Origin of the sequence: Duncaniella sp., assembly GCF_029056165.1 — a bacterium.
Classification (GTDB): domain Bacteria; phylum Bacteroidota; class Bacteroidia; order Bacteroidales; family Muribaculaceae; genus Duncaniella.
Map to the genome: position 1 here is coordinate 105,520 of NZ_JAIDBW010000035.1, position 23,899 is coordinate 129,418.

The 23,899-nt window shown below is 51.8% G+C and carries 16 protein-coding genes; all 16 read right to left on the reverse strand.

Annotated features, from left to right (window positions below; all coding sequences use genetic code 11):
* Positions 1–66: 66 nt before the first annotated feature.
* Positions 67–1,032 (reverse strand): aldo/keto reductase, encoded by a 966-nt coding sequence (locus tag K2G41_RS07860; protein ID WP_300117051.1) that lies wholly within the window; start codon positions 1,030–1,032, stop codon positions 67–69.
* 26 nt (positions 1,033–1,058) lie between these two features.
* On the reverse strand, positions 1,059–2,276 hold the full coding sequence (locus tag K2G41_RS07865; RefSeq protein ID WP_300117053.1) for a mechanosensitive ion channel domain-containing protein: 1,218 nt from the start codon (positions 2,274–2,276) through the stop codon (positions 1,059–1,061).
* The gene (cysS, locus tag K2G41_RS07870) at positions 2,261–3,742 is read right to left on the reverse strand and encodes a cysteine--tRNA ligase (RefSeq protein ID WP_300117153.1); all 1,482 of its coding nucleotides are present in this window, start codon (positions 3,740–3,742) and stop codon (positions 2,261–2,263) included. The genes K2G41_RS07865 and cysS overlap by 16 nt, the downstream gene beginning before the upstream one ends.
* Positions 3,743–3,880: 138 nt before the next feature.
* Entirely contained in the window at positions 3,881–4,222 is a 342-nt protein-coding gene (locus K2G41_RS07875) for a DUF3467 domain-containing protein (protein WP_300117055.1), read from the reverse strand.
* A 48-nt stretch (positions 4,223–4,270) separates the two neighbouring features.
* The gene (gene ubiE, locus K2G41_RS07880) at positions 4,271–5,011 is read right to left on the reverse strand and encodes a bifunctional demethylmenaquinone methyltransferase/2-methoxy-6-polyprenyl-1,4-benzoquinol methylase UbiE (protein ID WP_300117057.1); all 741 of its coding nucleotides are present in this window, start codon (positions 5,009–5,011) and stop codon (positions 4,271–4,273) included.
* Between the two features lie 83 nt (positions 5,012–5,094).
* Positions 5,095–6,048 carry a phosphoribosylaminoimidazolesuccinocarboxamide synthase gene (locus K2G41_RS07885; protein ID WP_300117059.1) on the reverse strand — a complete coding sequence of 318 codons (954 nt, stop codon included), beginning with the start codon at positions 6,046–6,048 and terminating at the stop codon, positions 5,095–5,097.
* 191 nt (positions 6,049–6,239) lie between these two features.
* Complete coding sequence (nifJ, locus tag K2G41_RS07890; RefSeq protein WP_300117061.1) at positions 6,240–9,794, reverse strand: pyruvate:ferredoxin (flavodoxin) oxidoreductase; 3,555 nt, start codon at positions 9,792–9,794, stop codon at positions 6,240–6,242.
* A 275-nt stretch (positions 9,795–10,069) separates the two neighbouring features.
* Positions 10,070–11,080, reverse strand: coding sequence for an aspartate-semialdehyde dehydrogenase (locus tag K2G41_RS07895; RefSeq protein WP_300117064.1), 1,011 nt, complete (start codon positions 11,078–11,080; stop codon positions 10,070–10,072).
* A gap of 69 nt (positions 11,081–11,149) precedes the next feature.
* The gene (locus tag K2G41_RS07900) at positions 11,150–12,955 is read right to left on the reverse strand and encodes a long-chain fatty acid--CoA ligase (protein ID WP_300117066.1); all 1,806 of its coding nucleotides are present in this window, start codon (positions 12,953–12,955) and stop codon (positions 11,150–11,152) included.
* A 198-nt stretch (positions 12,956–13,153) separates the two neighbouring features.
* Positions 13,154–14,041 carry a GLPGLI family protein gene (locus K2G41_RS07905; protein WP_300117068.1) on the reverse strand — a complete coding sequence of 296 codons (888 nt, stop codon included), beginning with the start codon at positions 14,039–14,041 and terminating at the stop codon, positions 13,154–13,156.
* A gap of 11 nt (positions 14,042–14,052) precedes the next feature.
* The gene (locus tag K2G41_RS07910; RefSeq protein ID WP_300117070.1) at positions 14,053–14,982 is read right to left on the reverse strand and encodes a serine protease; all 930 of its coding nucleotides are present in this window, start codon (positions 14,980–14,982) and stop codon (positions 14,053–14,055) included.
* A 53-nt stretch (positions 14,983–15,035) separates the two neighbouring features.
* Positions 15,036–16,115 (reverse strand): thioredoxin family protein, encoded by a 1,080-nt coding sequence (locus tag K2G41_RS07915; protein ID WP_300117072.1) that lies wholly within the window; start codon positions 16,113–16,115, stop codon positions 15,036–15,038.
* Positions 16,116–16,404: 289 nt separating this feature from the next.
* A complete protein-coding gene (locus K2G41_RS07920; protein ID WP_300117074.1) occupies positions 16,405–17,949 on the reverse strand; it encodes a PKD-like family lipoprotein in 1,545 nt (514 codons plus the stop codon).
* Between the two features lie 20 nt (positions 17,950–17,969).
* Positions 17,970–18,848 (reverse strand): DUF4843 domain-containing protein, encoded by an 879-nt coding sequence (locus K2G41_RS07925; RefSeq protein ID WP_300117076.1) that lies wholly within the window; start codon positions 18,846–18,848, stop codon positions 17,970–17,972.
* Between the two features lie 26 nt (positions 18,849–18,874).
* The gene (locus K2G41_RS07930) at positions 18,875–20,419 is read right to left on the reverse strand and encodes a RagB/SusD family nutrient uptake outer membrane protein (protein ID WP_300117078.1); all 1,545 of its coding nucleotides are present in this window, start codon (positions 20,417–20,419) and stop codon (positions 18,875–18,877) included.
* Between the two features lie 27 nt (positions 20,420–20,446).
* Positions 20,447–23,530 (reverse strand): SusC/RagA family TonB-linked outer membrane protein, encoded by a 3,084-nt coding sequence (locus tag K2G41_RS07935; RefSeq protein ID WP_300117080.1) that lies wholly within the window; start codon positions 23,528–23,530, stop codon positions 20,447–20,449.
* Positions 23,531–23,899: the final 369 nt, after the last annotated feature.

Below are 23,899 nucleotides of genomic sequence, written 5' to 3' on the forward strand. Positions count from 1 at the left end.
ATTATGTAATTTGGTGCATGCAAAAAAATCATAAAAACACCCATTTTGACTTATAAATATCTTATTTTATAAAAGGGATGGCTCTATTATACGGCGGATCTCATCAAGCTGACCGGAAGTAAATTCCGGGCTGTCGATGGCGGCAAGATTGGATTCAAGCTGACGGACTGACGATGCACCGATGATAACCGAGGTCACACGGCGGTCGGCCAAAAGCCACGCTACGGCCATTTGCGCAAGCGTCTGACCGCGCGATGCCGCGATATCGTTGAGCATCCGTGCAGCCTCTACTTTCTCATGAGTGACATCTGTAATTTTAAGGAAGCCATCCTTATTTGCAGCACGGCTATCGGCCGGAATACCGTTGAGGTATTTATCTGTCAACAAGCCCTGTGCGAGAGGTGAAAAGCAGATGATTCCGCTCCCCGCCTCTACCGCTACGTCGAAATTCTCCTCAATGGCCTTGCGATCAAACATCGAGGCCCGATACTGGCTCAGAAGACAAGGGACTTTGGCCTCACGGAGTATATCGCAAGCAAGTTTCTGCTGCTCAGGAGGATATTTTGAAATACCTGCATAGAGAGCCTTACCGGAGCGCACAATGTCGATAAGAGCCTGCATGGTTTCCTCGACGGGCGTTACTCCATCGTAGCGGTGAGAATAGAACACGTCGAAATAGTCCAATCCCGTGCGACGCAGACTCGCATCGCATGAAGCGATAAGATTCTTGCGCGACGAGCCTGTACCATAGACGCCGGGCCACATATCGTGACCCGCCTTGGAGGAAATAAACATCTCGTCGCGGTGAGCTGCAAGATCCTCACGGAGCACACGTCCGAAAGTCCCCTCCGCACTGCCGGGAGGCGGACCGTAGTTGTTGGCGAGATCAAAATGACACACTCCCTTACTGAAAGCGGTAAGGATCATGCGGCGAGCCTCGGCATAGTCATTGACCTCACCGAAATTATGCCACAGGCCGAGCGATATTTCAGGCAGAAAGACACCGCTCCGCCCACATTTGCGATATTTCATAAATATTGGTTTATGGTATAGTTTTTTTATTGACGTGCGCCGGCCAGAAGCGCGATGTCGCGTCCCGACGGAGCCTGATATATGCGCAGACCGAAACGATGCACCGAAGCAAGCACGTGGTCGATGACGGCAGCCTGAAAGTGCTCGTAAGGCTTCCATGATGTCACCGATGTGAAGAGATAGAGTTCGAGAGGTATGCCGTTGGGCGTAGGAGCAAGCTCTCGCACCATATAGACCATCTCCGGACTCGATTTCAGATCGGGAAGCCGTGAGATATAATGCTCCAGATAGCGGCGGAAGACGGTCAGATTGACGTGGCGCATCTCCGGATCAAGATCGCCCCACCACTCCTCCTGACGGAAGGCAGCGATCATCTCGTCCGTGCAGAAATCGACGCTATCCACATCAATGGTCACTGCGCGGTTCACGCGGCGTCCGCGCGAATCGGTCATGCCGCGCCAGTTCTGAAACGATTCGCTGACGAGCGCATAAGGCGGGACAGTGACAATAGTCATGTCGAAATTCTGAACCTTGACGGTCGTCAGACCAACTTCAAGCACAGTTCCGTTGATGTTGCGTGCTGGCACTGTGATCCAGTCACCGGGACGCAACATATCGTTAAGCGTAAGCTGCACACCGGCCACTACTCCCATTATCGAATCCTTGAACACCAACATCAGCACCGTTGCTGCCGCTCCGAGACCGGTCATGACCGTAAGCGGATTCTTGTCGGCAAGAATGGAGATAACGATAATCACGCCCACCGACACCGCTATCACCTGAAGCATCTGGCGGATACCCTTGAGTGACGACGTGCGTCCCGATGAGGAATTCTCCACGAGATCGTAGAGAGCAATCAGGAAGCGGTTGACGAGATGAACCCCGACACAGACGATCAGGATCTTGAACGTAAGGACCGCAACCGTCTGCAACGTTGGATAATATTCAAGCCCCGGAGGGACAGTGGCCTGCATAAGCAGCACGGAGGCGAGTTCGGCGACCACGCGGAGGAGACGTTCGTTGAAAAGCACGTCGTCCCATCGCGCTTCGGTGAAACTCACGAGTTTCAACACCGCAGGAATGACATAGCGTGTCAGCACAAAGTAGAGCAGACACGCTATAAGGAATGCGCCACCGGCTATCAGCAAGGTAGCTAAGGCGCGGAGCAGGTCATCGCCCACTCCCCACCTTTGAAATGTTTCAGTAGCCCAAGCGAGGTAACCACTTATCAGCTTAACTTCCACTCGGCACCGTCTTTTGTATCCTTGACTGTGAAACCTATAGCCGCCATGCGGTCACGGATCAGATCGGATGTGGCCCAATCCTTGGCAGCCTTGGCATTGCCACGGATTTCCAGCAGAAGATCGACGGCTTCCTCAAACGGACGCAGAGCTTCTGGATTGTCACCGCTGCCTGTCATTTCGGTACGCACACCGAGAATATCCACAAGGAAGATGTCGAATACCGCTTTCAGCTCGTCAATGTCGGCCTGCGTAGCCTTTGCATGGCCGTCCTTTACCTGATTGACCAGACGGAGGGCATCGTAGAGGTTGGCGATAACCATAGGAGTATTGAGATCGTCGTCCATAGCCTCATAGCACTTGCGGCGGATTTCGCTCACGTCGATGGTCGATTCGGCTGACGGAGTCAGTTCCTGAAGACGGCGATAGCCTTCGAGCATTCGTCCGAGAGCCTTCTCGGAAGCCTTGAGGGCCTCATTGGAGAAATCGACCGTCCCTCGGTAATGAGCCTGCAGGATGAAGAAGCGGATGGTCATCGGCGAGTAAGGCTGGTCGAGCAGCGGATGCGTGCCGTTGAAGAACTCATCGAGAGTGATGAAGTTGCCGAGCGACTTGCCCATCTTCTTGCCGTTGATGGTGATCATGTTGTTGTGCATCCAGTAGCGGACAGTTTCATGACCGTTGTGGGCCACTGACTGCGCGATCTCACATTCGTGATGGGGGAACATGAGATCCATTCCTCCACCGTGGATATCAAACGTCTCACCGAGGTATTTCTCACCCATCGTCGAGCATTCGAGATGCCAGCCGGGAAATCCTTCGCTCCAAGGCGATGGCCAGTGCATGATGTGCTCAGGGGCAGCTTTCTTCCAAAGAGCGAAATCGGCGGGATGACGCTTCTGGTCCTGACCGTCGAGCGTGCGGGTGTTGGCGTAAAGCTCGTCGATATTACGTCCTGAAAGCTTGCCGTAGGGATGCTCCTTGTTGAACTTGGGGACATCAAAATAGACCGAGCCGTCCGAGATGTAGGCATAGCCGCTGTCAAGGATGCTCTTAATATACTCGATCTGCTCGATGATATGACCGGACGCGTGAGGCTCGATGGACGGGGGGAGCACATTGAGTGCGTCCATAGCCTTATGGTAGCGGGTGAGATAGTGCTGCACCACTTCCATCGGTTCAAGCTGTTCGAGACGCGCCTTCTTGGCGATCTTGTCCTCACCCTCATCGGCATCGTGTTCGAGATGACCCACATCGGTGATGTTGCGCACGTAGCGCACCTTGTAGCCGAGATGACGCAGATAGCGGAAAAGAATATCGAAAGTGATAGCCGGACGCGCATGGCCGAGGTGACCGTCGCCATAGACGGTCGGACCGCACACATACATGCCCACTTTTCCCTCGTGGAGCGGCTCGAAAAGCTGCTTGCTGCGCGTCAGGGTGTTGTAGATAGTTAGATTATTGGGAATCATCGTTATATTAATTCATAATTCATAATGCATAATGCATAATTCATAACTGGTGGATACGGTGAAAGTTACGCGTAAGCCTATTATGAATTATGCATTATGCATTATGAATTAAATAAATGAATTATGAACTAAGCTTTAAGCCTTTCCACCCATGATGAAGGGGTTGGGGATCTCGCCGTTGCCGCCGTTGGCACCACCGGTGTTCACGGGACGTTTGGGACGGATCTCACCGAAAGTCTGCTCGTACTTCTTCACGTTCTCCATGAGCGCGCCGAGAAGATTCTTGGCATTTTCGGGAGTCATGATGATGCGTGACTGCACCTTGGCCTGAGGCATGTTGGGAGCCATGGTGATGAAGTCCATGAAGAACTCGTTGGCACCGTGTGAGATAACGGCAAGGTTAGAGTAGATACCGCGTGCCACTTCGGGTGAAAGCTCGATCTTTATTTCATTGGGGTTATTGTTGTTGTTAGCCATAAGATTTTAGATTTTTGAGATTATTTTTAATGTTAGTTGATTCTTTTTTCAGTTTGGTTTGGTAGCCGTGTAGATGGTACACGTGCCGAACGTCAGCGGGATATAGCTGCAGCCCGTCAGACCTGCACCACGCATCACCTCACACATATTTTCCCTTTGTGGGACAGCTGCGATCGATTCCGGCAGATAGCTGTAGGCACGCGTATCCTTTGATACCATCCGCCCTACCGTCGGGATGAGATAGCGCGTATATATATCATAGAACGGGCGCACCAGAGCCGAAGGTGGAGTAGAAAGTTCGAGCACCACGAGAAGTCCGCCGGGACGCAACACTCGCTGCATTTCCCGATAACCTGCCGCAAGATCCTCGAAGTTTCTCACACCATAGGCGCAGGTGATGCAGTCAAATGAATTATCCGCAAACGGGAGGCAGAGACAATCGCCCGTCGTGAGCGTCACGCGGTCAGAGAGCCCGCGGTCGGCCACCTTGCGGCATCCTATCTCCACCATGCCTTCCGAGAGATCCACACCCGTGATGTGCGAGCCGCCGAGACGCTCTGCCATAAGTATGGCGAGATCGCCCGTACCGGTAGCGATGTCGAGCACTTCAGCGTGGGGGATGTCACGCATGAGCCTTACGGCCTTGCGTCGCCACAGGCGGTCAATGCCGAATGTCATGGCGCGGTTCATGAAGTCATAAGCCGGCGCAATGGCATCGAACATCTCGCGCACCTGTTCTGACTTGTGGCGCGAATCATCGGTATAAGGTGTTATCTTCTCGACCTGCATCTGCGGTTGGAAAGTGGTATGGTGTGTGTGACGGTTATAGAGTTGATCTTAAAGACCGTGCGACAGCCTGTCTGACTATCCGATCAGGGATTGAGGGTATTGAGACAGTTGAGCACGTTGTCGGCGATACGGTCGGCAAGATTTGTTTCGGGAGCGGGCTCGAATTTCTTGCCTGTGATGTGTTCGTAAAGCTCGATGTAGCGTTCCGAAACTTCCTCGCAGAAAGCGTCAGTCATTTCGGGCACCTGCTGGCCTTCCTTACCCATGAAGCCGTGGGCCATGAGCCATTCGCGCACGAATTCCTTTGAGAGCTGACGCTGGGGCTCACCCTTGGCCAGACGCTCCTCGTAGCCTTCAGCATAGAAGTAGCGTGATGAGTCGGGAGTATGGATCTCATCAATCAGGATCACTTTGCCATCGCGCAGACCGAATTCATATTTGGTATCCACGAGGATAAGGCCCTTTTCTGCAGCCATTTCAGTACCCTTCTTGAAGAGGGCGCGGGTATATGCAGCCATCGTGTCAAACTGCTCCTCGGTCACGATTCCCTGTGCGATAGCTTCCTCGCGCGAGATGTTTTCGTCATGGCCGGCATCAGCCTTCGTAGTGGGGGTAATGATGGGTTCGGGGAAACGCTGGTTCTCAACCATTCCTTCGGGGAGCTTCACGCCGCAGATCTCACGCATACCGTTCTTGTAGTCACGCCAAGCACTGCCGGCAAGATAACCGCGGATGATCATTTCGAGGCGCAGACCCTCGCAACGGTAGCCGACGGTGACCATCGGATCGGGCACGGCAAGCTTCCAGTTGGGAACGATATCTGCCGTGGCGTCAAGGAATGATGCCGCGATCTGATTCAAAGCCTGTCCCTTGTAAGGAATACCCTTGGGAAGGATCACGTCGAACGCTGAAATGCGGTCCGTAGCGACCATTACGAGAAGATCATCATTGATGGTATAAACGTCACGCACTTTGCCGTGATATACCGCGGTCTGACCGGGGAAATGAAAGTCGGTGTTAACCAATGTTGTAGCCATGATGGTATTGTTTGCTATTGATGAGGTTATATATTGAGACAAAATTACAAAAAATTCGTCATAGCGTCAAACAGTCATCAGGCAATTATATTTTCTTCACTAACTCATCTAAAAAAGGTATAAAAAAACGAGTCACCCGCACGGGGTTGCCGTACGGGTGACTGTCTGATCTATGTTATGTAAGTTTATTCTTACTTAACTTCGGGAGCGGGCTCAACACCCCACTGCTGCTGTGCGAGACGGCGGTAGTTGTTATAACGCCACTGTGCGTTAGCCTTGGCTGCAGCGAAGAGCTCAGCTGCCTCTGCGGGATACTGCTTCATTACGGAAGCGTAGCGCACCTCACCCTTGAGGAAGTCCTCGAACTTATCCCACTGCGGTTCTTTCGAATCGAGTGAGAAGGGGTTCTTGCCTTCTTCTTCGAGAGCGGGGTTGTAACGCCAGAGGTGCCAGTAGCCACACTCAACTGCCTTAGCCTGCTCTTCCTGTGCGTGACCCATACCTGTGCGGATACCGTGGTTGATACAGGGTGAGTAAGCGATGATGAGTGAGGGACCGTCGTAAGCCTCTGCCTCACGGATAGCCTTGAGAGTCTGAGCGTTGTCAGCACCCATGGCAACCTGAGCAACATAAACGTAACCGTAGGTCGAAGCGATGAGGCCGAGGTCCTTCTTGCGGATGCGCTTGCCGGCAGCGGCAAACTTGGCGATTGCGCCGAGCGGAGTAGCCTTTGATGACTGACCGCCGGTGTTAGAGTAAACCTCAGTATCGACAACGAGTACGTTGACGTTCTTATTTGAAGCGAGCACGTGGTCAAGACCGCCGAAACCTATGTCGTATGCGGCACCGTCACCGGCGATGATCCACTGTGAACGCTTAACGATGTGCTCCTTGTTGGCGAGGATAGCCTTGCAGATGTCGCAGCCACAAGCCTCGCAGAGAGGAATGAGCTTCTCGGCAACTTCAGAGGTAGCGTCGAAGTCATTGCGGTTCTCAAGCCACTTGCCGGCGAGTTCCTTGATTTCTGCGCTGCAGTCGGGGCAGTCGAGAGCCTGCTGCATGAGACCGGCGATACGTGCCTGAAGCTTCTCATGAGCGAGGGTCATACCGAGACCGAATTCTGCGAAGTCCTCGAAGAGTGAGTTGGCCCAAGCCACACCCTGACCCTTGGCATTCTTAGTATAGGGGGTTGAGGGCACTGAACCAGAGTAGATTGAAGAACAGCCTGTAGCGTTAGCCACGATTTCGTGGTCGCCGAAGAGCTGAGAGATGAGCTTAACGTAGGGAGTTTCACCGCAACCGGAGCAAGCACCTGAGAATTCAAAGAGCGGAGTAGCGAACTGTGAGTTCTTGACGTTGCTCTTGATATCGACGAGGTTCTGCTTGGAAGCAACTTCCTTCACGCAGTAATCCCATTCCTTCTGGACTTCGAGCTGAGTTTCGAGGGGCTTCATTTCGAGAGCCTTCACGCCCTTCTTGCCGGGGCAGACAGCGACACAGTTGCCGCAACCGAGACAGTCGAGCACGTCAACGCTCTGGATGAAGGTCATGCCTGCGAACTGCTTGCCGATAGCGGGGATACCTGACTTGACGGGGAGGTTCTCCATTTCCTTTGCGTCGAGCACGAAGGGACGGATAGCAGCGTGAGGACAAACGAATGCACACTTGTTACACTGGATACAGTTTTCTTCGAGCCATTCGGGGACGAAAGCTGCGACACCACGCTTTTCGTAAGCAGCGGTACCCTGTTCCCAAGTGCCATCCTCGCGGCCGGCGAATGCGCTGACCTTGAGAAGGTCGCCATCCTGTGCGTTGATCGGACGTACGATGTCGTTGATGAATGCGGGATCGTTGTTAGCTGCGGGAGCCTCAGGTTCGAGGTTGCTCCAAGCCTTGTCAACGACGAGCTGCTTGTATTCGCCACCGCGGTCAACGGCTGCATAGTTCTTGTCAACCACGTCCTGACCCTTCTTGCCGTAGCTCTTGACGATGAATTTCTTCATCTGCTCTACTGCGAGATCAACGGGGATAACCTCGGTGATGCGGAAGAACGCGCTCTGGAGAATGGTGTTGGTACGGTTACCGAGGCCGATTTCCTGAGCGATCTTGGTTGCGTTGATATAGTAAACGGTGATATCGTTGTCAGCGAAGTACTTCTTGATCTTGTTGGGGAGATTCTTTGCAAGCTCCTCGCCTTCCCAGATAGTATTGAGAAGGAATGTGCCACCCTTGCGGAGACCACGGGTCACGTCATACATGTGGAGGTATGCCTGAACGTGGCAAGCAACGAAGTTAGGAGTGGTCACGAGATAAGTAGAGCGGATGGGCTGGTCACCGAAACGGAGGTGAGAGCAGGTGAAACCGCCTGACTTCTTGGAGTCGTATGCGAAGTATGCCTGACAATACTTGTTGGTGTTGTCACCGATGATCTTCACAGAGTTCTTGTTGGCACCTACAGTACCGTCAGCACCGAGGCCGTAGAACTTAGCTTCGAAAGTGTCACCGCCGAGGGCGATCTCTTCTTTCTCAGGAAGTGAAGTGAAAGTAACGTCATCCACGATACCCACGGTGAAGTGATCCTTGGGCATGGGGAGGGCGAGGTTCTCGAACACTGCGATGATCTGGGCGGGAGTGGTGTCCTTAGAAGCCAGACCGTAGCGGCCGCCTACGATAACGGGAGCATTCTCCTTGCCGTAGAAGCAGTCCTTAACGTCGAGATAGAGGGGCTCGCCGTTTGCGCCGGGTTCCTTGGTGCGGTCAAGCACTGCGATAGCCTTGGCAGTCTTGGGCACTGCTGCAAGGAAGTGCTTTGCAGAGAAGGGACGGTAGAGGTGAACTGCAACGAGACCAACCTTCTCGCCCTGTGCGCGGAGATGGTCGATAGCCTCCTGAGCAGCCTGGGTTACAGAGCCCATAGCGATGATCACGCGCTCTGCTTCGGGATCGCCGTAGTAGTTGAAGAGACCGTACTCACGACCGGTGATACGGGTGATTTCCTTCATGTAAGCCTCGACGATTTCGGGAACGCGGTTGTAGTATTCGTTGCAAGCTTCACGGTGCTGGAAGAATACGTCGCCGTTCTCAGCCATACCGCGGGCTACGGGATTGTTGGGGTTGAGTGCGCGTGCGCGGAACTCAGCGAGGGCTTCCTGATCGATGAGGGGAGCGAGATCGTTCTGATCCATCTCCTCGATCTTCTGGATTTCGTGTGATGTACGGAAACCGTCGAAGAAGTTGATGAAGGGCACACGGCTCTTGATGGTGGCGAGGTGAGCCACACCTGCGAGATCCATCACCTCCTGCACTGAACCTTCGGCGAGCATGGCGAAGCCGGTCTGACGGCAGGACATCACATCCTGATGGTCACCGAAGATTGAGAGGGCGTGAGATGCAAGCGTACGGGCCGAAACATGGAAGACGCTGGGGAGAAGCTCGCCGGCGATCTTGTACATGTTGGGGATCATAAGCAGGAGACCCTGCGATGCGGTGTAGGTGGTGGTGAGAGCACCGGCCTGAAGCGAACCGTGAACGGCGCCTGCGGCTCCACCTTCTGACTGCATTTCCTGTACCAGCACGGTTTCGCCAAAGATGTTTTTGCGACCGGCGGCAGCCCATTCGTCCACATATTCAGCCATAGTTGACGAGGGAGTGATGGGGTAGATGGCTGCAACTTCCGAGAACATGTAGCTCACGTGTGCGGCAGCTTGGTTACCATCACAGGTCAAGAATTTTTTTTCTTTGCTCATAGTGTTTTGGGTAATCTATTTAAAGAATTGAATTTAAGTTTCCTATGGTATGCACTAATTCGTATCGGCAAAGATACGAAAAACTTTGCAAAACAATGGTAATAGTTTGATAAAATTATACATCTTGAAATTTTGTGCATTCATTCATGGGACATGCCACTCATCTTTATCGAATTACACATCGCAAAATGGATCAATATCATCATAAAAATTTCGAGGTCATCACAATTACCTACTGTGATGACCTCGATTTCATATTGTTGTCTTTACGCCTATTACTTGCGGGGATGGGCGATCATGTACTGTGCGATCTGGACTGCGTTGAGGGCTGCTCCCTTCTTGATCTGGTCGCCGACGAGCCAGAATGTGAGACCGTTAGGATTGGCAATGTCCTTGCGCAGACGACCTGCATATACCGGATCTTTACCTGCTGCATCAAGAGGCATGGGATACTTCTTGGCGGCGGGTTCGTCGATCACCACAAGACCTTCGGCCTTTCCGAATGCCTCACGGGCCTGCTCCACGCTGACGGGCGACTCTGTTTCAACCCATACAGCCTCACTGTGGGCACGCATGACCGGAACACGGATACATGTCGCGCTCACCTCAAGTTCAGGCGCGTGCATGATTTTCTTAGTCTCATTATACATCTTCATTTCCTCCTTGGTGTAGTCATTGTCAAGGAACACATCGATGTGGGGAATGAGGTTGTAGGCAAGCTGATAAGCGAATTTCTCCACCGTAGGCTCTTTGCCGGCAGCAAGCTCCGCATACTGGTTTTCCAGTTCCTGCATAGCCACCGCACCCGCTCCTGAAGCAGCCTGATAAGTGGCTACGTGGACGCGCTTGATGGGCGAGATATCATTGATGGGTTTAAGTGCCACCACCATGATGGCGGTAGTACAGTTAGGGTTGGCGATGATGCCACGGGGAGCGTCAAACGCATCCTCACCGTTAACTTCGGGGACAACCAGAGGCACGTCGCTGTCCATACGGAACGCACTTGAATTGTCAATCATGACCGCACCATGCTTGGTGATGGTTTCGGCAAATTCACGCGAAACACCTGCACCGGCCGATACGAAAGCGAAATCCACACCCTTGAAATCATCATTGTGCTGAAGAAGCTGTACAGTATAGTCCTTACCGCGGAATGTGTAAGTCTTACCTGCACTGCGCTCTGAGCCGAAGAGCAGGAGTTCGTCAATAGGGAAGTTCTGTTCGTCAAGGACACGGAGGAATTCCTGTCCTACGGCGCCGCTGACGCCTACGATTGCTACTTTCATTCTGGAGTAATTCAAATTTTGATTAATATATTCTTTATTTCTACACACGCTTTGAAATCGCGCTGACGTTCATTCATACATCGAGTCTATCTCCTTGGCGTAAATGCGGTTGACTGCATGACGCTTGATCTTGAGCGTGTTGGTCAGCTCACCGTTCTCCATGCTGAACGGACGCGGGAGGAGCACGAAACGCTTCACCTTCTCGTAAGAAGCGAGACCCTTCTGAATCTTCTCCATACGCGTGGCCATCATATCGCGGACGCGGGCATTGCACACCAGCTCATCCATCGAATGATATGAGATTTTTTCAGAAGCCGCGAAATCCTTCAGGGCCGTATAGTCAGGCACAATAAGTGCCGAGACAAACTTGCGGCGGTCACCGATGACTGCTATCTGGTCAATGTACTTATCTTCCGACAAAAGGGTTTCGACAGCCTGCGGAGCGATGTATTTACCGTTGGAGGTCTTGAACAGATCCTTCAGGCGGTCGGTAAGGAAAAGCGAGCCATGCTCGTCGATATAGCCTGCGTCACCCGTGCGGAACCATCCGTCCGATGTGAAAGCCTTGGCCGTCTCCTCCGGCTTGTTGTAATAACCGCGCATCACCATCGGACTCTTTACCAGAACTTCGTTCTCATCGCCGATCATGAGTTTCACGAACGGTATGGGAGTACCGACAGAGCCAATCTCCCACCCTACTTCGGGGAAACAGGTGACGGTAGCTGTGGTTTCCGACAGACCGTAGCCCACGACGATATTTATTCCGCAGGCATGGAAAAATTCGACAATCTTAGGTGAGACAGGCGCACCGGCGGTAGGGAATATATTACCGTGGTCAATACCTATGGCCTTACGCAGGAGACTGAACACCTTGGCATCGAAGAAGCGGTAACGTGCCTCCAGCCACCAAGGGGCTTTGCGTCCGACGCGTGCGTAGTCGATATTGCGCCGACGACCCACCTTCAGGGCCATCCCGACGAGCATACGCATCACGGGACTCATCGTGGCTATCTTCTCCTGCACGGCGGTATAGACCTTCTCCCAGAAGCGCGGAACCGCACACATGCATGTGGGTCTCACCTGCTGGATGGTCGATTGGATATCCTGCGGGTCACGGTTGACAGCAATCTTCACACCCTTGACCAGACAGAAGTATGACCATCCCTTCTCGAATATGTGACTCAGCGGAAGGAAAGCCATCGAGACATCCTTGTCACTGACCATGGTCAGCCGCTGAAGATGGCTCTCCATAGCGGCGTCATAGTTGGAATGTGTGAGGACAGCACCTTTCGGCTCTCCGGTAGTACCGGATGTATAGACGAGAGTCGCGATATCTTCAGGAACAGCTGTCGCCGAGCGGGCATTGACCATAGTGCGGATTTCATCCGACGCCTCACGGCCGACCTTCATGAAATCCTCCCAAAGCATACTCGACGTATCGTCATCATCAAAAGCTATAGGCTTAATGACGACTATGCGCTTGAGCGAAGGACAAAGCGGGAGAGCAGCCCGCGCTATGCGATACTGGGTGGTATTTCCCACGAAAAGGAGCGGACACCCCGCATCATTGATAATATAGGCAAGCTGTTCGAGCGAACTCGTGGCATAGATTGAGACGGAGACCGCACGGTTTCTGAAACACGCGTAGTCCGTCACGATATTTTCGGGACGATTGGCTGAGAAGGTGGCGATATTATCCGCCTCACGGACACCCAAGGCTGCCATAGCTGCCGCCGCGGTATCGACATCATCGCTAAGATGACGCCACGAGATATCGTGCCATTTTCCTTCACTGTCGGGTGCGCTCAGCGCGGGACGCTCACCATAGCGTTCGGCCTGACGCGCTATTAACCCGGTAAGTATATTGGTTTCCATATTGTTGGCTACTTTGGGGTGCAAAGTTAGCTAATTTTTTGGTAGCCACAAAAATAATATTGTATCTGACGCGATTTCAGATGAAAAATGGATGTGAGGCCGTGTCGAAATCAAATCTGATTCTGACACGGCCTCACATCGTAAGGACAGTATGACGGGCGTGACTATATGTTCGCTCGCCCGCGGACTCATAGTAGTTTATCTTTCGATTGGATTGTCGATATTGAGACCATCGATACCGGTCGAGGGACGATACTTTTCAGGATAATGACCGGGATATTTGTCCATTATGCCGCTATCCTGAATGGTACTGTTGGACGAACGCCCGAAAAGTTTCACGATCTTCGGGAAGTCCGCAGCAGGAACTGTCGTGAACTTATCGGGAAACTTGACATAGAGCTTGCTGTCGGGAAGATTCTCCACAATCCCGTTGAACAGCCAGCGCACTTCCCCGTCAGCATCCGAGACTTCCAGAACCACTCCGGGAAGTCCGGTCAGCGTACGCGGAGCTGCTTTGTGGGGCAGGTCATTGGTGAACCAAGCGGTCCAACGGCGACCGTCCTTGTCAAGAGTAGCCTTACGGCATTCATAATCTCCGATCCGTTTTTTCTCGGAAGTGATGTTCCATTTGTTGGTCTCACCCGTTGAATCATTCAGCAGGAACTCCTCGGCAATGATACGGTAAGTCTTGACCGAACGGCCGCTTTCGGGATAATAGAAATAATATGACGGAGTGAGATGATAGGCCAGACTCATGTCGCCACCCTGACTGTCAGGATGAGCCTGCCGCCAGCGGGTCTCCCCTATCCCTTCGTAACTCATGTCAAGAGTCACTTCCGGACGGACGAGTACCACGCGGTCCTCCTCGTAGCCGAGATCATGCTCCTTGTTGAACTTGTATTTGAAACGGTATCTGACACCATAGTCGGCAGTGTCTGCTCCGGCATAATAAGCCGCAGCTTCCTCCTTCATCTTCGCCATCATGTCATTGGGGTTCTGCTGTCTTCCGGGTCCATGACGATGCTGGGCCATCGAGGGCAGCACACAACCGGCGGCAATGATAAGCGCGACACATATATTTTTCATAAGAACCTGCGTTAATCCGTGAAACATTCTTTTATAAGAAACACCGGGACGGTCTGCTTATAGGCCATCTGGAAATTACGGTACTGCTGCGGCTGGGCATAGACCGAAAGCGTGGAGCTTACCAGAGCCACGAGGTTGCCGCATTCATCGAAAACCGGACCTCCGCTTGCCCCGACGCCGTAGTCGGCAGTGATGTCGAGAATGTATTTCGTGAGTCCGGTACGCTTGTTAAACGTGCGTGTGCGGTTCGACACCATTCCGTCCGTAAAATGGAAATAATTTCCTGTAGGACTTGCAAGGCAATAGACCGGCGTTCCGGGGGCAACGTCGTCGCCCACCGGAGCAGGAGTCAGCTTCTGTCCGCAGGGATCAACCTTGATGATCGCCCAGTCATTGATGGGATCTACGGCCAAAACCCCTGTGAGCGGAAAGACATTCCCATCACAGTCCATGACGAAATTGATCAGATCATTCCTGTCCGTCTGGCCTAAAGCTCCGCTGAGGACGAGATCGGCCACGACATGATAATTCGTGGCACAAACTCCCTCGGGGGTCAGAACGACCGCCGATGCCGTCTTGTAGGCCGAATCAGCCTGAAAATTGTCATTATGCTCCATCTTACCGAAAATCAGCGAGCTTTTGCGCGCCGTCTCGTAGAGTTCCTGCGGAGTAAGTTTCTTTTTCTTTGCCGGAAGCAGGTCGGAAGCCTTGCCGACATGTCCGTCGGTCAGACTACCGAGCACATTTTTCCGCAGCGAGTCACTGTTGATGCCCGGATGGGCTTTCATATAGTTGCGCAGCTTTCCTGTCGCGGCTGCCTCCATCGAAGCATAGTCGATGAAACGGGCATTCTCTTCGGCCCTTACAGACATGACGCTGACCGCCACGACAAAAAGTATGGCGGTCAGGGATAAGGGCAGCCCTAAAAATCTTTTACACATAAACTTGTTTTCGGGGTTGTCAGTGTGAATATGGTTTGAGCTTGCTCAGAGTATCAATCCTCGCTCTCAAGACCCTGAAGTGTACGGCCGGCGAACTGGATGCCGATCGGGCTGAGTTCGGAAAGGTTGGCACGCAGGAACTTGGACATATCGCCCTTGAGTTCAGGTTCGGGAGTGACAAGGCGGGTCAGATTGAGGAAAAGCATGTCGCGCCAGTGAGGGGTGAGCTTGCTGTAATTGGCCTTGATGAAGTCAAAGTACTCGGCATCGGTCATTCCGGGACGCTTCTCGACAAACTCATAGACGAGAGCATTGTCCGAAGTCGCAACGCCAAGCGTGTCAAGCATAGCTTTGAGGTCGTTGAACTTCTGAACGTCATATTTACCCTCGCGGAACATATAACCGGAGAAGTATGTGTTGAGCGAACTGTTGTAGAGACGGCCGAGGAGCTTGTTGATATCGCCGCGGACAGGTTCGGGGAATTCATCACGGTGCGCGGTCATGAAACGTGCGCGGTCATTGTCAAGGTTGATGGTATAGACGGTGAAGAGGAAAGCATTCTCCGGCTTCAGACGGTCGGCGTCGGAGAGTGAGTTGAAGTACTCATCCACAACCTTGAAACCCTCGTCTTCCTTACGCTGCTCCATAAGCTGCATCGCGTAGGCATTGACCACTTTCGGAGTGCGCTCACCGGCCTCATAGCGTGACTTGATGCGTGCGGGCTGCTGTTCGGGATCAAGAGCGGCATCCACCTTGTCGATGAACTTCTGTCCGTCCATGTAACCGGTGAACTTGGCCACTTCCTTGCCGTCAGCATCGATAACGACGTAGGTAGGATAAGCCTGCACACCATACTGGCGGGCAAGTTCCTCGCCTTCCTTCTCGGCATCAAGTTTCAGGGGAATGAATTTGGCATTCATGAAGTCACCGACTTCCTTCTGAGGGAAAGTCTTGGACGACATCATCTTGCAGGGTCCGCACCAAGTGGTGAAGAAGTCAATGAACACGAGTTTATTTTCCTGCTTGGCGGCTTTGAGAGCCTCGTCAAATCCGATGTGTCGGAATTCAGTCTGCGCCGGAGACACAAGTGCTGTCGCTGCAAGAAGCAGTGAAGCGATAGCAATTTTCTTCATAACTTATGGTAATATGTTTTAAGATTGATTTATTCGTTTATGGTTGGATTGAAGGGGGACTGCAGCCGGAACTAAGTCTTGCTCCTCACTTTGCTCCGACAGGGCCATTATTATTATGACTGACGGAAACTCAAAAAGATTAAAACGCATGAAAAAAAATATTTTCACGCCGGGACTGCCGGCCACCATTGCTGCGATACAAGCAACAAGAAAAATCCCGCGTGACGGCAACCTCAACCGGTGTTAGCCCAGCCACACGGGATTTTGTTTATCTTACCTCAGCAAAGATTTAGTTGGCATTCTTCCATTCCATATCCTTCACTTTCAGTCGGCTCGGCCACTTGAGAAGGTTAGTCATGGTGAGAGAGTTCGGATCGTCGGATCTTTCCATCTTATAGATCATACCCTCACCCTCATCGCTATATGTAGCCACAAGGAAATAGTAATTCGATCCGGTGGAAAGATAATCGGGTTTCAGCATTGTGATCTCGCCGTCGAAATCCACGTGTTCGATCATCTTACGAGCCCAGTCATACTGATAGAGGCGCGAACCTACAGTGTAGAACACAGATGTACGTGTGGCGGAGAACATGTAGTTCGAAGCCTTGTCAAAATCAGTGGCAATTGACTTATCGACAGTAACGAGAGCCTGCTTTGCGGCAGTTCCCGTGGCTGACGTGGGAGCGGTGAAACCATAGATATAATAGTTGTCATCGCTGTCAGTCATGAGGGCATACGATACATTGCTGAAAGTGTTTTCGCCATACACGAGCTTACGGCCTTCCGACCTCGCATCGAATTTCCAAGGATCGGTCTCACTGTCCTTGAGCTTGGTGGAGTTATATTCCGAATAATTCACGTATGCGAAGCAGTCATCATCCATATTGTATATGAGACAGGTAGAGTAGGCACTGTTGTAGGCTGCCCGGTAGAACACGTAGGGCGAAGGCTTGAATAAGGGAGAGGACGAGTTTCTCTCATATCGGTTGCACGGTTCGGTAAAGTACTCCAGCATCATCACGGAAGCTACGACCACGACTTCATCGGTAACATAGCCTCGATACATCTGACTGAGGTTCTGCGCACGACCTGAAATCACTGACTGATGCGGGAACATGTCGCGCATCACTGCCGGTTTGGTGACGGGATAATCCACCTCGACAAGAGCAAGGTCATTGAATTCACCGAGATCCTCGAACGATGAGCCGGAAGTCATACGGCGGGCCTTGTTGTCGGCAAGCATCCAGAGAGCCTGTCGGTGACCCTCGGCACCCGAATAGTGGTAACCTGCAAATATAATCTTCTCCGGATTCTGCAGACGGAGCTGAGAATTGTCATACACATCCTCGACCACCATCGTGTCACGTCCGGTCGGCATAGCGATCATATCGACAGCGCAACGGTTGTCCGACACAAGATCTCCAAGCACGAGGAATCCTGTGGTCAGCGGTGAGGACACTGTAAGAGACGCTTGGAACAGATCCTCGACACCTTCGCTCTTGCTTCTGACAGTGAAATAAAGATTGTAAGAACCGGGATCGATATCGACCAGCCAGTCAAGATCCTTTTCATGCGATAGCACGATGTGCTCGTGACTGAGGTTATCCAGACAGACAGACCATGTGAACTCCATGTCACTTGTGTCCTCGCCATAGAGCGTACTGCTGACTTCAGGACTTATCTGGATGCGATCCACCTGTGAGATGGCACTGTATCTGCTCTCGAAATTTTCAATCGTGACCTCGTTAAGGTCAGAGTATTTGTAGTTTCCCTCATCATCCACACAAGCAGAGAGGCAGAGTGCCAAGAGGGGTAACATATATATCTTTTTCATGTCGATACGGATTTATTTTTTTAATTAGCGGCAGTCATGGTGTTGGGATCAGTACCTTCGGTCCAAGTGACACCCAGCACCCACATCATGGAGCCGTCTTCGTCAAGAACCCAGTATTCGCGACCCTTGAAATACTGCTCCATAAGGTAGGTTGCCACATGGGTAGCGACAATAGGCGCACGTGAGATACTCATTTTATTGTTAGTATCATTCTCGAAGTCAAGCACGGTCCATCCCAGCTCCGCCTCAGTGATCTCAAGCATGAGGGCGAACTTTTTCTGGCTATATTCACCGAACTGCCTAGCATTCCAGCCCTTGGGCTTTTTGAGAAGCGCGTTGGCGAATATGTTGTGGATGGAAGGATCGGCGTTGGTACTGTATTCGGTGAATACATCGCCACCGGTGGCACGCTTAGGCATGACTCCGATTCCGTCAGGGCCGAAGGGTAGGCTGAAATGCTCGCCCGGAACGAGTCTGATCTGGAGCTGCACGGTCTCCTGTGACATACGGTCGGAACGGTGATAGATCACGGGGATGTATGTACTGTTCTGTCCGGCGAGAATGACAGGATTCTTTACTGGAAGTTCAAATTCAGTGTTTTCGATAGCAGTGGTACTGTCATTGACGATCTCGATTCCGAAAGGTCTGTCATAATTCTTGAGATAGCCGGTGGTTTCGATCTTCACCATGACCGTCGAATCCGGATCGATCATGAGACCGAAAGAGACGAGCGAATAAAGCTGATGGCTCTGGCGAACGGTGTCGAACCACGCGACACCATACTGCTGGTCAAAGAAAATTGCATCCTTGCCGTCGTACATCGGGATTTCATGCTCCGAGCAGGAGTTCATGACCGGCAAAGAGAACAGCGCGCAAAGTATATAGATAATTCTTTTCATATATAAATGTCGGATGTATATGTGGATTATTTATTGTTGGTAAGTCGCTTGTTGCTCTCGGACTGCGGCAGAGGCCAGACATAGTTGGTCTTGTTCATGCTATACTGGGGGATGTAGCCTGACCATGTGTCGCCCGTACCACCGATAAGCTCCGTCGCACCGCGACGCTTGTAGAAGTAGAAGAGCTGACCCTCGCCGATGACTTCCCTCGCCATCTCGAATGTGAGCGCATTGCCGAAGTCGGCCTCCTCCGCTATGTTCTGGCAATCTCTGTGCTGACGGAGGGTGTTGAGGAATGTGCGGCCTTCTGTCTCAGTGGGAGCGGCCTCGGCTGCTATCAGATAGATTTCTCCAAGACGGATGAGGGGGATCATGTAGCGATACATCGCAGTGCCGCTGAAATCCTTGTACTTTGTCAGCACGAGCGAGGTAGTGGCGGGTGACCATATCGAAGCTGCGGCTTTTTCCTCGTCAGTCGGCTCTACAACCTCCCACAATGTCCGGCGCAGGTCATTGTCATCGTCATAAAAAGTCGTGATCTTCGATTTGGTGGTCATGTTCTCACCGTAAAATGTCAGACGGCTCTTGGTCGGAGTAAGCGTCTCGGCGAAGAACGCAGCCTGTACCATATCGTAACGCTTTGAATTATAGAGCGCGAAGAATACTTCTGATGAGAAAATACGGTCAGGGGCGGTTTCAGCCGTCACCTGAGCGCGTGTGGTCCACGGGAACACCACGAGGCCGTCAGTGGTAATCTTGTCGATGATCTCATTCTTTGCGATGTTGTAGGCCTCCGCTTTGTCACCGCCCCAGAGATATGCACGTGCGAGGAGAGCCTCGACGGCATAATAGTTCATGCGGAGCTGACGGAGAGACATATCGTAGGACGAGAGACCGTCATCCTCAATCGAGGTGTTCTTCACGCCCTCGGTGATGATCGGGTCATAGTCCTTCAGCAGAGCTGCACCTGCCTTGAGGTCATCGATAACACGGGTGAGAACCTCGCTGGCCGGAAGAAGGGGCTGGATCTCACGTGAGGAAGTGTTCTGATAAGGGATGCAAGCGGCAGTGGGATCCTCGCTGTAGATCGGGCCGTAGAGACGGAGGAGATCCAGATGGAGATAACCGCGCAGAGCCAGAGCCTCGCCGAGAATGATGGCGCGCTGCTTGGCAGTGAGGGGATTGTCGCCGTTGCAACGTTCGATGACGACGTTGATGTCGGCTATGATCTCGTAAGCCTTGCTCCAGATGGCATTGTTGTAGGTCTCAAATCCGGTATCGGTATAGCTATAGCTCGAAAACAGCTTCTGCTTGTGGTCATTGTTGGATGTCACGTTGTAATATTGAGCCATGACATCGAGACCGCTGACAGTATATGTGGTGCTGTAGAGGGCATTCATGCTGACGTATGCGCCGTTGAGAGCTGCAAGATAGCCTGAATAGTTGCTGAAAAGAGTATTTTCCATCACCTGATCCTCCATCTTGACATCCAGCCAGTCCGAGCATGAACTCAGGCCGAAGCCAAGAAGGGCGGTCGCGGCAAATATTTTAGCTTTATTTATTGTCTTCATATTTTCTGTGTCTTTCGTTGTTGTGGATTAGAAGCTCAAACCAAGTGAGATCGAGAACGAACGCTGGAAGGGATAGGACAGACCGCGTTCCTCCTTGATGTTGGAGATACGGAAGATGTCGTTCATATAGGCACGTACATCAAACGAGCTTGCACCGATCTTCTGGATGAAGGGCCATTTGGTGGAGCGGTAACCGATGGTGATGGACGAGCACTGCAGAGTGTGCTCGGTAGCTATGAAACGGCTGCTCGTGTAGGTCGGCGTGGTGTCGTCGATGCGCTTGTACTTGGCTATATCGCCCGGCTGCTTCCAACGGTCGGTGAGAGCGCGACGGTCCTGATTGTAGAGACGGTCGGTGGCAGAGATGTTCTCCACCTTATCCATGAGTGTCGTGAGCACTACATCGCCGCCTGTACGATAAGTGAACGATGCACCGAAGCTGAAACCTTTGTAGAGGAACGATGTGCTGAACGCACCGGTCAGATCGGGATTGCTGTCGCCGACGAGCACTTCGTTGTCGGTGCTCCACTCGTAGGTATATGTGCCATCCTTGCGGAGGAACACTTCATTACCAGTTGCGGGGTCGATACCGGCTGAGCGCACGGCATAGAGACCCGTAGTGCTTGCGCCGTCATACATACGTGTGAGCGTGAGCGATTCGATCTTCTTGCCTTCCTGATTGTACTGTTCCAGCGAATCGCCGATCTTGTAGTACTTGGTCTTGTTATGGTTGAGGTTGGCACTTACATACCAGTTGAAATCTCCATGACGGATGATGTAGTAGGTGGCTGTAAGAGAGAACGAACGGTTGTCAGTACCGCCGATATTCATAGGAGCGGAGGTCGCACCGGTTGAGCTTGGAAGTTCGATGCGGACAAGCTGAGGCTCTGTTTTGCGGATCTGGAAGTTGGCGTTAAGATTGAGACGGTTGTCAAGCATGGTGGTGGTCAGGCCAACGTTGAATGTTTTGGTCTTCTGCCATTTCAATCCGGCGTTGCCCCACTGGCTTATGATGGCTGCGACACCGAAGGGATTGGTGTAGTCAGTGAGATAAGTGTAGATGCTTGATGCAAGTTTGGCATCATAGTTCTGGTTACCGGGGTTACCGTAGGACGCATTCAGTTTGAGATAGGAGATGTAGCGGTTAGGCTTGAACCACTTTTCATTGTGGGCATTCCAGCCTAAACCGACTGACCATGTGGTGGTGAAGGGATCATCGACACCGAACTGCGACGCACCTGAACGGGTGAGGTTGAGATCGACGAGGTAACGCATGTCGTAGGCATAGTTGGCATTGGCATAGTAGCTGACGTTGCGGCTCTTGACATCAGTAGCGGTAGGTTTGCCTCCGTCGGGATAACCGACAGCGAAGTTCGGGCTTGTGAAGAGGTCGTTGAGATAACCCTGCGCGCCATAGGCATTGCTCTTTGAGTGATCCTCCTCTGCTTGGAAACCGCCGACAGCGTTGAAGGTGTTGACACCCCAGTTGACACCGTAAGTGGCATTTACACGACCGCTCCAACGGTTATTGTTGATCGACGAATTTTTGTAGCTACCGCGCTTGATGGCTTCAAGATTGGCCTGCGAGGTCTCATTAGGTGATACGAAGACCTCGTTTGTGGTCTTTGAGGTCGAGTACTGTGCGTTACCGCGCAGACGGAGATTGTTTGACACTCGCCATTCGAACTGGAAGTTGTCGGTCACACCCATGATCTCACCTTTGGAGTAGCTGTTCTGACGCAGATCCCAAAGGGGATTCCATACGGTGTTGTTTTCATCATTATAGACGTATTTCGCTACTTCGCCATCCTCGTTGACCTTCTCATAGTAAGGACTCATCTGAGAGAAACGGCTGAAAGGCACGGTCTCATTGCTTGTGTTTGTATGCGCGATAGTGGTCTGGTTAGAGAAGCTGAAATTATCGACACGATAGGTCAGCATGATGTTGCCGTTGATAACGTCGCGGTCCGATCCCTTCATCACACCTTCGGTCTTGCCGTAGGAAAGACCTGCACCGTAACGGAATGACTGGTCACCGCCTTCCATATAGACATTGTGGTTCTGAGTGAACGCTGTGCGCAGAGGCTCGTTCATCCAGTAGGTGTTGTGGCCTGACTGCACGAGACGGAGACGCTCCATGTACTGGGCACGCATACCCTCACTGATCGGGAGACCGTCAGGTCCGAGACCAAGCGTAGAACCGTCGGAATTAAGACTGCTGTAAACACCGGAGAGGAGTTCGTACTGCAGCTTCTCGGCCGCGTTCATAAGGTTGTAGTCGCTGAGGTCGGCCCAAGCCACGGTAAGCGAACCGTTGTAGGTCAGGCGGAGACGGCCGGCGGTGGGCTTCTTTGTCTCGACGACAATCACACCGTTGGCAGCTTTCGAACCGTAGATGGCTGTGGCGGAAGCATCCTTGAGGATAGAGATGCTCTCGATACGGTCCATGTTGAGGTCATTGATGGTCTGGAGATTAGATTCAAATCCATCGAGGATGAAGAGAGGCTGGTTAGGGTCGGTCTCATACTCGGCTGAAAGTGCCTGCACGTTCATCTTACCGTTGATAGATATGTCGGCAAGACGGTTGGGGTCAGAACCGAATTCAAGATTATCGGTCAGGACGATCGATGGATCAAGGATTGCAAGGCTCTTGATGATACCCTGAGGAGCAATGTTTTTCAATTCCTCACCCTTAAAGGTCGATACAGAGCCAGTGAAGCTCTCTATGTTACGGGTATAGATACCGTTGGCGACGACCTCGCCGAGCGAGGTCGCATCGGGCTCCATACGCACGGTAATATCCTTTCCGGCTGTGCAACGCACTTCCTGAGTCTTCATACCTATATATGAAAACTTGAGGCGGCACGTAGAGCCTTGATAGAACATGGTGAACTTGCCATCGGCATCGGTGATGGCGATTACGCTGGGTTTGTTGGCCACGACGACAGTAACACCGGGGAGCGGTTCGTCATTGTCATCAATGACCACGCCGGCGAATTTAGTCTTAGGAGGAGTTCCTTGTCCGGTAACGGTTTGTGCAACAGAAAATTGCACACCTACCATAAGAAAGATAAGGAACATGCCTAACAGTCGCACTGCATTCTTTCTCATATTGCTTCGATACTTGATTAAAATTTCTATGCTGAATTACTATTATTTATGGATTCTTTGGTTCTGAAGGACGCTATACATTCTTAAACTCAGGAAAGAGTAAGCTATCGGAAACACAACAATATCCTCCATTTCTCCAATGAGGTCTGCAAAGTAATATATAAAAAATGTAAATGACAAAGAATAAATCTAAAATTTTACATTTTGCTACACAATTGTCACATTAAAGATCGATTCCGGCTATCTTTTTTTACAAATAACTTCAATTTTAACGCAAAAATCTAAATTTAACAAAATGTCTCATCCCCAATAACAGCTACATTAAATGCAAAATGGCCTGACAGGATCAGTCGCTCCTGTCAGGCCATG

Coding starts and splice junctions, on each gene's coding strand:
- K2G41_RS07860 (WP_300117051.1), bottom strand. CDS start 1,032: ATGAAATATCGCAAATGTGGGCGGAGCGGTGTCTTTCTGCCTGAAATA.
- K2G41_RS07875 (WP_300117055.1), bottom strand. CDS start 4,222: ATGGCTAACAACAACAATAACCCCAATGAAATAAAGATCGAGCTTTCA.
- ubiE (WP_300117057.1), bottom strand. CDS start 5,011: ATGCAGGTCGAGAAGATAACACCTTATACCGATGATTCGCGCCACAAG.
- K2G41_RS07885 (WP_300117059.1), bottom strand. CDS start 6,048: ATGGCTACAACATTGGTTAACACCGACTTTCATTTCCCCGGTCAGACC.
- nifJ (WP_300117061.1), bottom strand. CDS start 9,794: ATGAGCAAAGAAAAAAAATTCTTGACCTGTGATGGTAACCAAGCTGCC.
- K2G41_RS07895 (WP_300117064.1), bottom strand. CDS start 11,080: ATGAAAGTAGCAATCGTAGGCGTCAGCGGCGCCGTAGGACAGGAATTC.
- K2G41_RS07900 (WP_300117066.1), bottom strand. CDS start 12,955: ATGGAAACCAATATACTTACCGGGTTAATAGCGCGTCAGGCCGAACGC.
- K2G41_RS07905 (WP_300117068.1), bottom strand. CDS start 14,041: ATGAAAAATATATGTGTCGCGCTTATCATTGCCGCCGGTTGTGTGCTG.
- K2G41_RS07910 (WP_300117070.1), bottom strand. CDS start 14,982: ATGTGTAAAAGATTTTTAGGGCTGCCCTTATCCCTGACCGCCATACTT.
- K2G41_RS07915 (WP_300117072.1), bottom strand. CDS start 16,115: ATGAAGAAAATTGCTATCGCTTCACTGCTTCTTGCAGCGACAGCACTT.
- K2G41_RS07920 (WP_300117074.1), bottom strand. CDS start 17,949: ATGAAAAAGATATATATGTTACCCCTCTTGGCACTCTGCCTCTCTGCT.
- K2G41_RS07925 (WP_300117076.1), bottom strand. CDS start 18,848: ATGAAAAGAATTATCTATATACTTTGCGCGCTGTTCTCTTTGCCGGTC.
- K2G41_RS07930 (WP_300117078.1), bottom strand. CDS start 20,419: ATGAAGACAATAAATAAAGCTAAAATATTTGCCGCGACCGCCCTTCTT.
- K2G41_RS07935 (WP_300117080.1), bottom strand. CDS start 23,530: ATGAGAAAGAATGCAGTGCGACTGTTAGGCATGTTCCTTATCTTTCTT.